This window comes from Cytobacillus mangrovibacter, from assembly GCF_042865275.1.
GTDB lineage: Bacteria > Bacillota > Bacilli > Bacillales > Cytobacillaceae > Cytobacillus > Cytobacillus mangrovibacter.
On sequence record NZ_JBIACJ010000003.1, the window covers coordinates 48088 to 63621 of the forward strand.

The 15534-nt window shown below is 37.5% G+C and carries 16 protein-coding genes; 13 read left to right on the forward strand and 3 right to left on the reverse strand.

Annotated elements, in window-relative coordinates; genetic code table 11:
- Window positions 1–265 precede the first annotated feature (265 nt).
- From ACFYKT_RS06590 to ACFYKT_RS06600, 3 genes are all read left to right on the forward strand, one after another.
- Window positions 266–832, forward strand: a complete 567-nt coding sequence (locus ACFYKT_RS06590; protein WP_389217220.1) for a dihydrofolate reductase family protein — start codon at window positions 266–268, stop codon at window positions 830–832.
- A gap of 104 nt (window positions 833–936) precedes the next feature.
- On the forward strand, window positions 937–1401 hold the full coding sequence (locus ACFYKT_RS06595) for a hypothetical protein (RefSeq protein ID WP_389217223.1): 465 nt from the start codon (window positions 937–939) through the stop codon (window positions 1399–1401).
- A 114-nt stretch (window positions 1402–1515) separates the two neighbouring features.
- Window positions 1516–2157 (forward strand): DUF421 domain-containing protein, encoded by a 642-nt coding sequence (locus ACFYKT_RS06600; protein ID WP_389217226.1) that lies wholly within the window; start codon window positions 1516–1518, stop codon window positions 2155–2157.
- A 128-nt stretch (window positions 2158–2285) separates the two neighbouring features.
- Here the strand turns inward: ACFYKT_RS06600 and ACFYKT_RS06605 are convergent, their stop codons facing one another.
- Entirely contained in the window at window positions 2286–3479 is a 1194-nt protein-coding gene (locus ACFYKT_RS06605) for a chromate transporter (protein WP_389217229.1), read from the reverse strand.
- A 411-nt stretch (window positions 3480–3890) separates the two neighbouring features.
- Here ACFYKT_RS06605 and ACFYKT_RS06610 point away from each other — a divergent pair, with 411 nt between their 5' ends.
- Entirely contained in the window at window positions 3891–4313 is a 423-nt protein-coding gene (locus tag ACFYKT_RS06610; RefSeq protein ID WP_389218284.1) for a VOC family protein, read from the forward strand.
- Window positions 4314–4481: 168 nt separating this feature from the next.
- Here ACFYKT_RS06610 and ACFYKT_RS06615 read toward each other — a convergent pair whose 3' ends face one another.
- Window positions 4482–4964 carry a PAS domain-containing protein gene (locus ACFYKT_RS06615; protein ID WP_389217232.1) on the reverse strand — a complete coding sequence of 161 codons (483 nt, stop codon included), beginning with the start codon at window positions 4962–4964 and terminating at the stop codon, window positions 4482–4484.
- A gap of 223 nt (window positions 4965–5187) precedes the next feature.
- On the opposite strand from ACFYKT_RS06615, the gene ACFYKT_RS06620 reads away from it, so the two are divergent.
- Window positions 5188–6429 carry a TerD family protein gene (locus ACFYKT_RS06620; RefSeq protein ID WP_389217236.1) on the forward strand — a complete coding sequence of 414 codons (1242 nt, stop codon included), beginning with the start codon at window positions 5188–5190 and terminating at the stop codon, window positions 6427–6429.
- Between the two features lie 106 nt (window positions 6430–6535).
- On the opposite strand, the gene ACFYKT_RS06625 is transcribed toward ACFYKT_RS06620, so the two are convergent.
- Window positions 6536–7087 carry a cysteine hydrolase family protein gene (locus ACFYKT_RS06625; RefSeq protein WP_389217239.1) on the reverse strand — a complete coding sequence of 184 codons (552 nt, stop codon included), beginning with the start codon at window positions 7085–7087 and terminating at the stop codon, window positions 6536–6538.
- A gap of 120 nt (window positions 7088–7207) precedes the next feature.
- Here ACFYKT_RS06625 and ACFYKT_RS06630 point away from each other — a divergent pair, with 120 nt between their 5' ends.
- The 8 genes from ACFYKT_RS06630 to ltrA all read left to right on the forward strand — a co-directional run bounded on the left by ACFYKT_RS06630 (window position 7208) and on the right by ltrA (window position 15432).
- Window positions 7208–7648, forward strand: a complete 441-nt coding sequence (locus ACFYKT_RS06630; protein ID WP_389217242.1) for an Lrp/AsnC family transcriptional regulator — start codon at window positions 7208–7210, stop codon at window positions 7646–7648.
- Between the two features lie 396 nt (window positions 7649–8044).
- Window positions 8045–8275 carry a glutaredoxin family protein gene (locus tag ACFYKT_RS06635; RefSeq protein ID WP_389217245.1) on the forward strand — a complete coding sequence of 77 codons (231 nt, stop codon included), beginning with the start codon at window positions 8045–8047 and terminating at the stop codon, window positions 8273–8275.
- 155 nt (window positions 8276–8430) lie between these two features.
- On the forward strand, window positions 8431–9285 hold the full coding sequence (locus ACFYKT_RS06640; protein WP_389217248.1) for a redoxin domain-containing protein: 855 nt from the start codon (window positions 8431–8433) through the stop codon (window positions 9283–9285).
- Window positions 9286–9382: 97 nt separating this feature from the next.
- Window positions 9383–9715 carry a metal-sensitive transcriptional regulator gene (locus tag ACFYKT_RS06645; protein WP_389217251.1) on the forward strand — a complete coding sequence of 111 codons (333 nt, stop codon included), beginning with the start codon at window positions 9383–9385 and terminating at the stop codon, window positions 9713–9715.
- A 71-nt stretch (window positions 9716–9786) separates the two neighbouring features.
- The gene (gene copZ, locus ACFYKT_RS06650) at window positions 9787–9993 is read left to right on the forward strand and encodes a copper chaperone CopZ (protein WP_389217254.1); all 207 of its coding nucleotides are present in this window, start codon (window positions 9787–9789) and stop codon (window positions 9991–9993) included.
- Between the two features lie 72 nt (window positions 9994–10065).
- A complete protein-coding gene (locus tag ACFYKT_RS06655; RefSeq protein ID WP_389217257.1) occupies window positions 10066–12480 on the forward strand; it encodes a heavy metal translocating P-type ATPase in 2415 nt (804 codons plus the stop codon).
- Between the two features lie 102 nt (window positions 12481–12582).
- Complete coding sequence (locus ACFYKT_RS06660; protein WP_389217260.1) at window positions 12583–13221, forward strand: nitrite reductase; 639 nt, start codon at window positions 12583–12585, stop codon at window positions 13219–13221.
- A 795-nt stretch (window positions 13222–14016) separates the two neighbouring features.
- Window positions 14017–15432 (forward strand): group II intron reverse transcriptase/maturase, encoded by a 1416-nt coding sequence (gene ltrA / locus ACFYKT_RS06665; RefSeq protein WP_389217263.1) that lies wholly within the window; start codon window positions 14017–14019, stop codon window positions 15430–15432.
- Window positions 15433–15534 lie beyond the last annotated feature (102 nt).

The following is a 15534-nucleotide window of genomic DNA, read 5'->3' on the forward strand; positions in this document are numbered from 1 at the left end:
TGTGAGTGAAAATCGAAGACAAATATGTCTAGTTGATTGTAGCGGAAGACGCGAGACTCCTGCGGGAAGTGTGGGACAGCTGAGACCCCGCAGACGCTATAGCGTCGAGGAGGCTCAGCGCCCACCCCGCGGAAAGCGAGCGATCTGTAGCGGAAATCAACTTCTACAAATTCGTGTTAAAAGCAACAATGTTTGCGAAAACAGCCTAAATTAAAGCTGATTTTTGCTATGATAGATTTCAGAACAACTAAGGGAGGAAAAATTTATGTCCAATAGCTTAAGACCAAGAAGAATCATTTTAGATTTAGCAGTAACTTTAGATGGCTTTATTGAAGGGGAAAATGGAGAAATTGATTGGTGCATAATGGACGATGAGATGGGTTTTAATGATTTTCTCAATCAAATTGATACGATTCTGTATGGAAGAAAAAGCTACGATTTATGGGGGCAATATACTCCAGAAACGGAGATGACAGATTCTGAAAAGGATATGTGGGAATTAGTTCATAGTAAAGAGAAATATGTATTTTCCAGAACGCAAATAGGAACGGATAATAGCGCAACATTTATAAATAAAAATATTCCTGAAGAAGTAAATAAATTAAAGAATAAGGCTGGCAAAGACATCTGGTTATACGGTGGAGCAAGTCTGATTACAACGTTTATTGATTTAGGGCTTGTTGATGAATTTAGATTATCTGTGCATCCTGTTATTTTGGGAGAAGGAAGACCGTTGTTTACTGATATTAAACAGAGGCTGAATTTGAAGCTGATTCATACAAGAACTTTCTCTTCCGGCGTTGTTCAACTAATCTATCACTTAAATACTTGAACGAAATGAGCTGGGTTAGTTTACTTAAGAAGGAATGTTAAAAGTAAGACTGAATAATTAGAGATGTGGTTGAAAAAGCTATTGTAAAAAGGATGCTTTTTGCGATGCTTGGACTTATTATTGCAATTATACTTTTTAATTTGTTAGCTTTTACAATCAATAAACGACTAAATAAAAATCAATTGCTGCATATATGGACGTTTACAATCGCTTTCCAGGCGGTGACTGAGACTTATTTAGACTTTAAATATCATGGTTATTGGTACTTTACTAAAGAAATTAATTGGTGGGTGCTTCCTGCTTTCACTATATTAATTCCGCCTGTTAATATCATTTTTTTAAATTGGTATCCATTTAAGCAATTCTTCTACAAACAAATACTTTATATACCGTGTTGGGTAATAGCTATTACATTGTATGAACTCATCACACTATTACCTGAGCCTTGGGGTTATTTTCGTCATGGCTGGTGGCGTATAGGGTATTCATTATTAGTTAATCCGTTTTTGTTACTCGCTGTTTTATTTTATTATAAATATGTCTGTAAAATTGAAAATCAAACAAATTAATGAGCTTAATAATTTCACGAATGGGCGCTTTCCGGTATAAGGATAAAGGATAATATAGGCTGACTTGGGAAGGATATCACTAATTCTTTTCAAATGAATGGTGGTCATTATTATATGGAATGGAATTATATATGGAAAGCCATATTGATTGTTTTTGCAGGAACAGTACTTTTGAGAATTGCTGGCAGGAAAACAATTTCTCAGATGACATTGGCTGAAACAGTGATAATGATTGCAATTGGGACTCTGCTTATTCAACCAGTTGCAGGAAAAAGTATTTGGACAACCTTTTTGATTGGTGGTGTTCTTGTTGGAACACTATTAGTAATGGAATTTATCCAATTAAAATCTGATACTTTTGAAAAGATGATAACAGGTAAAGCAAAGGTGGTAATCGATAACGGAGCTTTGAATGAGAAAAATTTGAAGAAACTTAGATTATCGGTAGATCAACTTGAAATGAAGCTAAGACAAAATAGTGTATCTAAAATAAGTGATGTAAAATGGGCCACATTAGAGCCAAACGGCCAACTGGGCTTTGAGTTGAAACAGGATGCTCAACCTGTTACGAAAAAGGATTTTGAAGATTTTAAACAAGCAATAATTAATTTGATACCTAGTCAATCGCAACTTACTCATATAAACGACATTTTAAATTTGATAAATAAGCAGCATATGGCCGAAAGCAAAGAAGATATATTCGCGGAAGTACAGAATATAACACATCAAAACGCTCCGCCCAAGCATTTACAATAATCGAAGGATCAGTGATTATTTTCATTTAATGGCCAGATTATTGAGGACTCCTCTTTATAAATTGCTTATATGATAAAAAGAAAAGACTAACTGTTCGTTAGCCTTTTTTAGTTTATGGGTATGTACGTTTAAAGTAATGTCATGAGTGAGCCGCCAATTGCCCCAGTCACCACAATCATCCAAGGAGGCAGCTTCCAATACACTAACATACTAAATAAAATCGCTGCAAAGGCAAAATCAATTGGAGCTAATATGGAACTTGCCCAGATAGGGTGATAAAATGCAGAAATTAAAATCCCAACAACGGCCGCATTGACTCCCATTAATGCGCCTTTAATTTTGGGGTTGTGACGTAAATCATCCCAAAAAGGCAATGTTCCTAAGATAAGCAGGAAAGCAGGCAAGAAAATAGCAATGGTTGCGAGTATTCCTCCTTGCCAACCATTCATAACTGCACCTAGATAGGCTGCAAATGTAAATAGTGGGCCCGGTACAGCTTGTGCAGCACCGTAACCAGCTAAAAATGCTTCTTCGCTTAACCAGCCTGTTGGTACAAATTCACGTTCAAGTAAAGGTAAAACGACATGGCCACCACCAAAAACTAAAGAACCTGAACGATAAAAGCTATCAAACATAGCAATCCAACTTAAAGAGGTTATTTCTCTCAATATAGGTAAAAGAATAAGTAAACCAAAAAACAAGGATAAGCAGCTAACGGCAAAACCACGAGATATTGGAAAATATACTCTTGAGTCATCACTTTCAGAGTGTTGTTTATAAAGCATTAATCCAATAATTGCAGAAATAACGATGACACTGACCTGGGTAAATGCGGTTTGCCACAAAAGAGTAACGACCAATGCAAACAAGGCGAGTGCTTTTCGTTTTAAATCAGGCGTAAGTTTTTGTGCCATCCCTAAAGTGGCATGTGCGACAACGGCTACGGCTACTATCTTTAATCCGTGAATCCAACCTGCGTCACCAATTTTAAGTCCCTGCAGAACTAAGGCAAATATAATTAGAGCAATCACAGAAGGCAGGGTAAAACCAATAAATGATACAATTCCGCCTAGCACTCCTGCTCGCATCACCCCAATTCCAATTCCTACTTGACTACTTGCTGGACCTGGCAGGAACTGACATAAAGCAACTAAATCAGCGTAACTTTTCTCATCCATCCACTTTCTTCTATGAATATATTCATTATGGAAGTAACCTAGATGGGCAACGGGTCCCCCAAATGATGTGAGCCCAAGCCTAGTCGAAACGAGTAGGATCTCTAAAAGAGACTTAAAAATATTTTTTTTTTGATTCTGTTTCACTTGATTTCACCTTTTATTTTAGTCTTTAATTTCTTTAAATAGCTCGTATGATTTTTTATTGCCACATCAAGCAATGTAATACTTATATCTTTTGCAGTTTATTTTATCGATATTGAGATCATATAATATATTCTAATTTTTTCAATATAAAACTGATTATTTACAAAATCTTTACATGTAGGTAATGATAATATGCATTTTTCGTCTTCCGTAATTGGGCATGATTCTACATAGAATTTGAAAAAGTGAATATAAGTGTGACGTAAAATTGTTAATAATCAATTATATTTTTATTGACGAACGCACGTTCTGTATTATAAAGTATGTTTATAGTAATAATAGTAGGTAGTTACTGCTACTTTGAAATTACTAAGAATTGTAAACAAATTAGAATTAAGGAGCTGTTGAATGATGTCAATTAGTTTGAACCCGTATTTTGTTTTTGAAGGGAACGCGAGAGAAGCGGTCTATTTTTACGAGAAGGCGCTTGGTGGGAAAGTGATGGGTATCATGACGTTCGGAGATATGCCGGCGGACCCGAATTATCCGTTGACAGATGACATGAAGAGCCGCGTTATGCATGCACACTTGAAAGTTGGAGAAGCAGATCTCATGTTCAGCGATACATACGAAGGCATGCCTTATCAGCCAGGCAATGCAATTCAGATGGCCATCCACCCGAAAGAAGAGGCTAGAGCTAGAGAAATCTTCGATGCTTTGGCAGACGGCGGACAAGTCATTATGCCTCTTCAGAAGACGGATTGGAGTCCTTTGTATGGGCAAGTAAAGGACAAATTCGGCGTTACTTTCCAAGTGAATGTCCCTGGAGAGTAACCGAGGTATTAGCAAAAGACTTTTGCTCTACTAACAAACAGAATGTTATTCTTCAAGGAATGGAAGCGATACTTCATTAACGAAGCATCGCTTTTTTATAAAGAAAAACCCATTGAATTTGGGAATTCAATGGGCTTTTCAGCAGCTTCTAAAACGAGAACAGTATTTTTATATTACAGGCTTAATAGCTTTAAATTCTTCAATCGTTTCAGGGGTATGTTTACCTTCTTTTCCTTTGAAAAGGTCGATATTAACGGTTACATCCATACAGCCAAGGTATTTTCCATTTTCATCACGTACTGCCATGAATTTTTGGTAAATTTGACCGGCTTCTTCACCAGAGCGTTTTGGGAACCAAAATTCCCATTCGTCGCGTGCTCCTGAACGGAAATCATTCAACAATTTTTCAACGTGGTGAGCCATTTTTGGGTGAAGCTCAAGCACAGGGCGGCCAATCGCTTCTTTACGGCGACCATGCACGCGGTCTGGATTATTTGAATACCAGCGGAAAATATCGTCGGCATCGCAAAAGCCCATTTCAAATGGCAAGAGATTGATGATTGAATCCAAAGTGCTTGCTTTAATCGCACCAGATTCAAAATTAATCACAGCTTCAGGACTAATTAATTCTGACAATTTTTCTTCAGACATATATAAGACTCCTTTATGAGAATAATATAATATAAATATTAGTGAGCAAAAAAGATTACCCACTAATATTATAATCCTTTTATTACTATTAGCCAATTGGTAGATTGCTGCAGATTTCAAGATTGTAGAATAATATTTGTTTATTATTAAACACGGTGAATATAAGGTTGGTTTATAATTTGAGTTAGATAATCAATGTATAGGTAAGGAAGGAGTGGTTTAAATGAATCAGCTGCTACAGATGGGAGCAAATACAGCTTTAAGTTCGCCAAAAGGTACTATTACTGTTAGCTATGAAATGTCTAATGTGATAGATATTTCCTTAACAGCTTTTCTTTTAACTGATTCGGATAAAGTACAAGGAGATAGTGGAATTATTTTTTATAATCAGCCGAAGAGCTCTTCTGGTGTAGCTACTCTTATACCGTCTGAGAGAGTTGGTAATACAATCGTACATAAAATTAATTTTGACATGAGTAAAGCCCCTGAAGGTATTACGAAAATAGCTGTAACTCTTACAGAGGATAATAGTACGGGATTTTCAAATGTAAAGAATTTAAAGGCTGAGATATGGACTGATCATAATTTTATTCAGTTAACCCCATCTAGCTTCACAAATGAAAATGGAATTGTTGTATTAGAATTATATCTAAGGAATGGACAGACAAAGGCAAAATCAATTTGGCGCGGATTTTATTCTGGGCTTGAAGGATTATGTGAAAATTATGGTGTTGAGGTGGAATCTGATGAGCCAAACAAGCCATCTGAGCCTAAAATAATTCCAAAACAGACCAAAAAAGAACCTAATAAGACTATACCTGTTTCTGAAAATAAAGAAAACATGTTGTCACCGGTAAGCCTTGAAAAGGTAAAGGGGAACATAAGCCTCGACAAAGGTCAAAAGCCAGTGATCATTGAGAAAACACCAGAAATTACTGCTACGGTATCTTGGAAGTCTGGGACAGATTATGATATTTATGCTTTAGTCTATACAAGGAATGGTGAGCAGATTGATGTAGCAATGTTTGGAGCGCAAGGAACTCCTCCCCTCAGGAGTTTTGGCAATGGAGCAGTGGAACATATGGGGGATGTTAGAAGAAACAATCAATCAACAAAGACAGAAGTAATAAAATTAAGATTAAATAATGATATTCTAGCGGTTGTTCCTGTTGTTTATTCTGCGCAGTCAAATGGAACTGGCTCATTCTACAGATACAAAGTGTCCATGAGTATTGATAATCATAATGGTACCTCCGTTACAATATTCGCCAAGAATGCAAATAATAATGATAGAATTTATTCCTGCGTACCTGGAATCCTTCATAATACACAAGATGGAGTGATGATAAGCCCATTGGAGCTTTACAGTACACCGAACTCAGAGCGTAGACCAATACTTAAGATGGGGCGTTCAAATATGGTAGAAGTTATAATGGATAAAGGACCAATAAATGATTACAAGTAGACCGGAATTATATAATAGTTGAAAATAAAATAGCTAGACAGATAGACCTTTAATCAATATAGGTCATGTCTAGCTTTTCTATTTGTATATGTGCTTCAAGAATGTGTTAGTTTTGTTGCAGAAAATCCTCAGTTGAAATTACATTGGCATACATGCCATTAAGTGCGCCGACAAACGCATAATGAACCTGTTCTGCTGGTACAACCTTATCTTGGTAAGTTAAGTCCCTTGTCGCACATGCATCTTCAATAAGTGTTGTTTCAAAGCCTAAATCGACTGCAGCTCTAACGGTTGCATCAATACACATATGTGTCATCATCCCTACAACGATAACCTTGGTTACACCTTTTTCTCTTAATTTGCTTTCTAAATCAGTCTTTAAAAAGCTGTTAGGGAAATTTTTTACGATCACGTTTTCATGTTCTAATGGCTGAACCGTTTCATGTAGTTCAGCCCCCTTTGTATTTGGAAGGAAGAAGCCTAACTCCGGGCTACTTGCGATATGCTGAACATGAAAAATATTTTCTTTGTTATTTTGTCTAAACCAATCAAGAACTCTAGCAGCATTAGCAGCTGCTTGATCAGTGTTGCTTAACTCCATCTTTCCGTTTGGAAAATAATCGTTTTGAATATCGACAATGATTAAAGCTGAACTCATTTTATCCACCTCATTCATAAAATTTTGTTACAATATAATGATAAATAACATGGCTATTTCTATCGATACTTTGATGAAACCCTTTTGTATTAATTTATTTCATGGTGAAAGGAATTTAAGATGGAACTTGATAACATTGATTTTCAGATCCTTCGGTTATTATCCGAAAATTCACGTATTCAATGGAAAGATCTAGGTCAACAAATTCATATGACAGGGCAGGCTGTAGGGAACCGTATTAAAAAACTAGAGGATAGTGGGGTAATTAAAGCCTACACTCTACTAGTAGATGAAATGAAAGTAGGTTTGATTTTTACTGCGTTTGTTATTATTTATATGAAAACAGCAGACCATGATTCGTTTATACGTTTTGTTCAGGATCGAAATGAGGTACTAGAAGTTCACCGGGTATCGGGAGAAGGCTGCTATCATATAAAAATAAAAGTTAAATCACAAGATCAGTTAAATCTTTTTCTTAATGAGCTTCTCGAATATGGGAATTATAGTCTACATTTATCTATAAAGGAGATTAAACAACAGAATCCGTTAACAGCCACATGACAGAGATTAAAGTTAAAGGTCTTGAGTTTAAGAAATACTAGCAATACAATTTTGTTGACTGTATACCCTTATAGGTATAACATGAAGGTATGCTAATGTTAGATAGAAGGGGTTTCGCCTCTTTTATTTTTAAATATATTAATACCCCGATGGGTAATGGAAAATCATTAATTAGGAGGTTATATGATGTCCGATCAGGAAAGAAAAATCAAAGAGTGTTCTACGGCTGGTTCTTGAGGAATCAGCCAGACAAAGGTTTCTGGAGTTGGAAAAAAGGTTAAACAGCCGCTTCCAATATGACCAGGAACAATTGTATGGCTCCTGGCAGGAGTCATTTACCTAATTTTTAAAGTTTTTAATTGAGTTTAAATTTACTAAAGAAGAGGAGCATTTATAATGAACCAAATTACTGTTTACACAACAAATACTTGTCCATATTGTGTGATGATGAAGAATTTCTTAAAGGATCAAGGACTTCTATTCAAGGAAGTGAACGTACAAATGGATCAGATTGCCGCTGACCGTTTAGTTGCAACGACTGGTCAGTTGGGCGTACCGCAAACTGAAATTAACGGCCAATGGGTATTAGGATTTGATCCGGAAAAGGTTATGAGCTTAGTAAAGTAGAAACGTAGGAACCGGAATTGCTCAAGGATAAGGATATAGGAATCATATGTCAAAGCAGCATGAGTGCTTGAAATGAAAAAACTGCTGGTTCCATCAACTTCAAAAGACGGGGGGAGACGGGAATAGAGGTTATTCAAATTGGTTCTTTTACTATTATGATGAAGTGGGTTATTTTTGGCATTGCGATTGTGATCGGATTTGTTTTTTTGAAATTATGGCTGCTTCGTTCTCAAAAAAAGGAATCGGGAAAACAATTATTTGATACGGCATTAAACAGTGTTTTTTGGGGCTTTCTGATTTGGAAAGGCAGTTTGCTGCTGCTGGAGCCGAAATTAATTATTGAAAGTCCAATGTCGTTACTGTATTTTACCGGCGGAACAAAAGGATTAATGTTGGGAATACTAGGTGCGTTCATTTATTTTGTGTTGAAAGCGAGAAAACTAAAAATAACAAACCTTATGATTCTGCAGTCGGTAGTTGTTTTTGTCTTTGCTGTTTTGAGTGGGTCCTTTTTATTGAATCTCCTTTTAAATGAGGATAAACCAAAAGTAAATACAGCCGGCACAAATACAGTAGAAGTTGGACTTCAAGAAGGAAATAAATCACCTGATTTTCAATTAAAGACATTAAACGGTACGGAAGTAAGACTGTCTGATTTGAAAGGAAAAAAGGTGATATTAAATTTCTGGGCAACCTGGTGTCCGCCCTGTAAAGCAGAAATCCCGCATATGCAGGATTTTTATGAATCAAGTGACAAAACAAAAGTGGAAATACTTGCTGTCAATTTAACGACATCAGAGAATAATCCGGGAAATATAAAGGGATTTGTGAAAGAGAGAAATGTAACTTTTCCTGTTTTACTCGACCAAGATGGGGATGTAGGCGACCTATATCGAGCCATCACCATTCCAACAAGTTATCTGATTGATTCCAATGGGATTGTTCGCAAGAAAATAATCGGTCCTATGGATAAAGAAATGATGAACCAATTAATAGAAAGTATTAATTAGAAAAAATAGTAAGAAAGAGCATAAAAAAATTAAATCTCACCATTTACATACCTACCATGGGTATGGTAAGATAACCTTAGGTTAGGAGGTTTTGTTGATGGAACACACAGTGAAAGAAGTTACTTGCCATTCAGAGGATGTTGCATCTTGTCGAAAAAGTCATCATCCAGAACGTGTAAAAAAAGATTTAACAACTCGGTTAAATCGTATCGAAGGTCAAATTCGAGGTATCAAAGGAATGATAGACAAGGACGTTTACTGTGATGATGTGATCACACAACTTTCTGCAACTCAATCTGCTTTAAACAGTGTAGCCAAAATTCTTTTGGAAGGTCATCTAAAAGGTTGTGTAGTTGATCGTCTTTCAGAAGGTGATGAAGAGGTTTTAGATGAATTAATTGTGACGATTCAAAAGTTAATGAAAAAATAAATTTTTTAGCTTTTATATACCTGTACAGTGTATAGTATGAAAAAATATATCATTTAAAGGAGAGAGAAAACATGAAAAATGTAACATTAAACGTACAAGGAATGTCTTGTGGACATTGTGTGAAAGCAATTGAAGGAAGTGTGGGTCCATTAGAAGGTGTTAGTCAAGTGAATGTGAAATTAGCTGATGCACATGTAGAAGTAACCTTCAATGAATCACAAGTAACTCTTGAAAAAATTAAAGAAACGATTGAAGAACAAGGATATGACGTAGAATAAGAGTGCTTCCAGAGCACTCTCTTATTTTCAAAAAAATATACCCTATATAGGTATTAAGAGGTGAAAAGCATTATGAGTACGGAAGTAAAAGAAGCGAGTATTGGAATTACGGGAATGACTTGTGCAGCCTGTGCGACACGTATAGAAAAAGGATTAAATAAAATGGAAGGTGTCGAGCAAGCATCCGTCAACTTAGCACTTGAAAAGTCATCGATTAAATATGACCCATCAAAACTGAGTGAAGCTGATTTCGAAAAGAAAATTGAAGCACTAGGTTATGGTGTTGTAAAGCAAAAAGCAGAAGTTGAGATTACAGGAATGACTTGTGCAGCCTGTGCAACACGTATAGAAAAGGGATTAAACAAAATGGGTGGGATTGCGGCAGCGAACGTCAATTTAACACTTGAAAAGGCAACCATCGAATTTAATCCTTCGGAAGTAACAATAGCTGACATTATTGCGAAGGTAGAAAAGCTTGGTTACGGTGCACATCAAAAGCAAGACGAAAAAGAACAAGTGGATCACCGTGAAAAGCATATTAAAGATCAACAGCGTAAATTCATTATTTCAGCGGTTTTATCGTTGCCATTATTGTGGACGATGGTTGCGCACTTTTCGTTTACATCATTCCTATACGTACCAGAATTCTTAATGAATCCATGGATACAACTCATTTTGGCAACACCGGTACAATTCATTATTGGGAAACAGTTCTATGTAGGTGCTTATAAAGCACTACGTAATGGCAGTGCAAACATGGATGTACTCGTCGTCATGGGTACTTCCGCAGCCTACTTTTATAGTGTATATCAAGCGATTGTAACAGCTGGGACACACCACGGACCGCATCTATATTTTGAAACAAGTGCGGTACTGATTACATTGATTCTTTTAGGTAAATTATTTGAAGCAAAAGCAAAAGGCCGTTCATCTGAAGCGATAAAAAAACTAATGGGGCTTCAAGCAAAAACAGCTGTTGTTCTACGTGACGGTATTGAAAAAGAGGTACCGTTAGAAGAAGTAGTAATCGGTGACACGATTTTAGTGAAGCCAGGTGAAAAGGTTCCTGTTGATGGGGAAGTATTAGAAGGCACAACAGCTGTTGATGAATCGATGTTAACGGGTGAAAGTTTGCCGGTTGATAAAAAAACGGGTGACGTATTATACGGATCTACGATTAATAAAAATGGTTTTATCAAAATGAGAGCAACGAAGGTTGGACGTGATACAGCCTTAGCCCAAATCATTAAAGTAGTAGAGGATGCACAAGGTTCAAAAGCTCCAATTCAACGTTTGGCTGACTTAATTTCAGGTATATTTGTTCCAATTGTAGTGGGAATTGCGATTTTAACCTTTTTGGTGTGGATTATCTTTGTTCAACCGGGTGAGTTTACACCAGCACTTGAAGTGTTAATTGCTGTACTTGTCATCGCTTGCCCATGTGCCCTAGGTCTCGCAACACCAACCTCTATTATGGCAGGAAGCGGTCGTGCTGCAGAATTTGGGATATTATTCAAAGGCGGCGAACATTTAGAGCAAACACAGAGTATTGACACAGTGATTGTGGATAAAACAGGTACTGTCACACATGGGAAACCTGTACTTACAGATGTTTTAGTAGCAGATGGTCAAGACGAAGAGAAATTTTTATCCTTAATTGGTGCAGCAGAAAAACAATCGGAGCACCCATTAGCAAAAGCAATCGTTAAAGGGATTCAAGATAGAGGGATTGAACTTGGTGACGTCCAATTTTTCGAAGCGATTCCGGGTTATGGTGTGCAAGCGACCATTTCAGGTCAAGGGGTAGTTATTGGTACACGGAAACTCATGCATCAATACGGAATTGATATCCAATCCGTTCTACCTGCAATGGAAGAATTAGAGCGAAATGGGAAAACAGCGATGTTAGCTGGAATTAATGGGCAATATGCTGGACTAGTTGCTGTAGCTGATACGATTAAAGATACATCTCGAGAAGCTGTACGTCGATTACAAGAAATGGGCATCAAGGTTATTATGATGACAGGTGATAACGAACGTGCCGCCCAAGCGATCGGGAAAGAGGTAGGAGTGGATGCAGTCGTTGCGGAAGTGCTACCAGAAGGGAAAGCAGAAGAAGTGAAAAAGCTGCAGCAACAGGGGAAAAAAGTGGCAATGGTTGGGGACGGTATTAATGACGCACCTGCACTTGCAACAGCTGATATTGGAATGGCCATCGGTACAGGGACAGATGTTGCCATGGAAGCGGCAGATATCACCTTGATTCGTGGGGACTTAAATAGTATTGCTGATGCAATTTTAATGAGTCGCAAAACAATGCGAAATATTAAGCAAAACTTATTCTGGGCATTTGCCTACAACACGATTGGGATTCCAATTGCTGCAATAGGGCTGCTTGCACCTTGGGTAGCAGGAGCAGCAATGGCCTTTAGTTCCGTATCGGTAGTATTAAATGCATTGCGTTTACAACGAGTAAAATTAAAATAAGAAAATAACTGTTAGTGATAGAGTAAACCGCGATTTAGGCAGTTTACTCTATCGTTTTATCCCTAAAAAGGATTAATAGATTGACAGGATGTGTGAATAGCAGTGGATCAAAAGGAAAAAAGGGTTAAATTGGCTGTGAACGGTGGGATCGCATTCGGTGCAAAATTAAATGCAAAGCAACTGGCTGTTATTGCTGAGTACATGATTGAAGGCGATGAACTGGAGTTAACAACCTTCCAACAGCTTTACATTGAGGTGCTGGAAAGGGATGTCGAGCTCGTTAAAGAAAAATTTATGGAAGCAGGATTATCTTGTTATCCTGTGGGGAATTTTGTGAAAAGCTTAAGAACCTGCAATTTTTGTAAAGGTGCAGAAGAAGAAGGAATGCCCGTTGCCATTGAATTAAATAAAAGAATAGCTGGCACTCCAGTACCTTTTACACTAAAGCCAGCTTATACAGGTTGTCCCGTTGGCTGTGGTGAACCTCTAGTGAATGATATTGGCGTCATGAAGATAGGAAATGGATATGATCTCTATATTGGCGGAAAGGCAAAGGGAAAGGATGCCAAAACGGGCACTTTATTGATGGAGCAGCTAGCCCCTGAACAACTCTATGAGGTTGTTGAAAATATGATTAGTATCTATGCTGAACAGGGCAAGAAAAGAGAACCGTTTTTTAAATTTATTCATCGTTTTGGATTGGAGAACCTTAAGAGCCTTTTACCTGTAATCGATAAGTAATAACTGGCTTGAGAAAACATCATAAATAAAGAACCTATTTTGATGAAGCTTTTATCAAGATCTAAATTGTAAAAAGTAATATTATATAAAAACTTACCCTAAGCATTCAATTTTCATGAGATTCTTCCTTTATTAAATGGCTCGGGTCTTTTTTTCAAAATGGGTTCTTCTTGTTGTCAAATTTGTGAAAATTCAAAATGTATTGATTTCCCTTTCGAAATAGGTTATTTTATAGACAGCTTAGCGATAAGCAAATTCCTGACACGAAGGGAGATGTGTTTTAATGGCAACTTTTTATATGGTGGTTTCGTCTTAAAACTGAATAGCAGGCATACGTGAAAAAGACGGGGAAACGCCCGTATTATTTGGTATGCCATCCAAAGTAACCTTTCGTGAATATTGCTGTTTGCAGGATACGATGAAAGTCGTATCTTTTTTGTTCGCCCAGCATGGGCGAACTCTAAAGGGTGAAAGTCCCAAGTACGACCATGTAGCGGTAAGTACATAGCTAAAAGCAAGGGTGTCCATGGTGACGTGGAATCTGAAGGAAGCTCAAGGCAAACCTCTGGTCTGACGAACAGAAATCATATAGGAGGCAACGTATGAGGACAAGACTGCAAAAGAAGTTAAAATCCAATAGCTACAACAATCATACGGTGTATATATGGCAGATAGATGGAGGGAAAGAGTTCGCACCTTAACTGGGGAGGTCTCACTGGTCTACACCAAAATCTTGTAGTGATACAGGACTGGATAGTGAGAAGTCAGCAGAAGCCGTAGTAGTGAAGACGTCTAATGAAAGTTAGAAAGAGCGAAGGGCTGAACAATTTTATCGTTATAGAAATCTCAATTGGGGGAGGAAATAGACCACTGGCAAACTGCGGAAAAGTGGATACCGACCTACGAGAAGGAAAGGAAATAACAAGCATGCACGAAAGGAAACTCCTCGACAAAATACTCGATAAAGATAACCTTGACCAAGCAATCAAACAGGTTAAAAGAAACAAAGGCTCTGCCGGTGTTGATGACATAACAGTGGATGAGTTAGTCGGGTATATGGCGTTGAATAAGGATGAAATAATTCGTCAAATTCGAAACAGAGAATACAAACCAAAACCAGTACTAAGAGTCGAAATACCAAAACCAAACGGTGGAACACGACTTTTAGGAATTCCAACTGTCCCAGACAGAGTTATTCAACAGGCGATTGCCCAAGTGCTAACACCAATGTTCGATAAACTATTCAGCGAATATAGTTATGGTTTCCGACCAAGACGTCATGCCGAGATGGCTATCTTGAAAGCTTTAGAGCTCATGAATGATGGATACGAGTGGATTGTAGATATTGACTTAGAGCGTTTCTTTGACACGGTACACCATGACAGGCTGATGAATCTTATATCGAGAACAATAGATGATGGAGATGTCATTTCACTCATTCGTAAATTCTTAGTAAGTGGTGTACAAATGGACGAAGAATACAAAGAAACAGTAATCGGCACTCCACAAGGTGGAAACTTATCGCCGTTACTTAGTAATATCATGCTTAATGAACTGGATAGGGAACTCGAAAGTCGAGGATTGCGTTTCGTTAGATACGCAGATGACTGTATTATTATGGTTAAAAGTGAAATGTCAGCGAAACGAGTCATGAGATCTGTGTCGAGATTTATTGAAGAGAAACTAGGGTTAATCGTAAATGTGGAGAAATCGAGAGTGACGAAACCAAATGACCCCGATATGAAGTTCTTAGGGTTCGGATTCTTCAAAGATCACCAAGCTGACTTATACAAAGCGAAACCACACCAAAAATCTTTAGAAACCTTTAAATTTAAACTTAAACAACTAACAAGAAAGAATTGGAGTGTTGATACGAAGTATCAGGTGGAGCGAATCAATCAGTTAATAAGAGGGTGGGTTAATTATTTCAGGGTCGGTTATATGAAGAAAGCACTTGAGAGGATAGATGCCCATACAAGATTTAGACTGCGGATGTGTATCTGGAAGAAATGGAAAACACCGAAGAATCGCAGGGGAAATCTTATTAAACTAGGCATGGATAGATACAGTGCATACAAAAATAGCCACACAAGTAAGGGTGCAACCCGCATAGCCTATTCTTGGATACTGACCACGACTATAACTAATGAGAGATTAGCCCAATTTGGTCTAATCTCATGTGAACGACACTACATCAAAGTGCGTGCTTAATATAAAATTGAACCGCCGTATACGGAACCGTACGTACGGTGGTGTGAGAGGTCGGATAATCAATTAATGATTATCCTCCTACTCGATGCGTCATGATGCCGC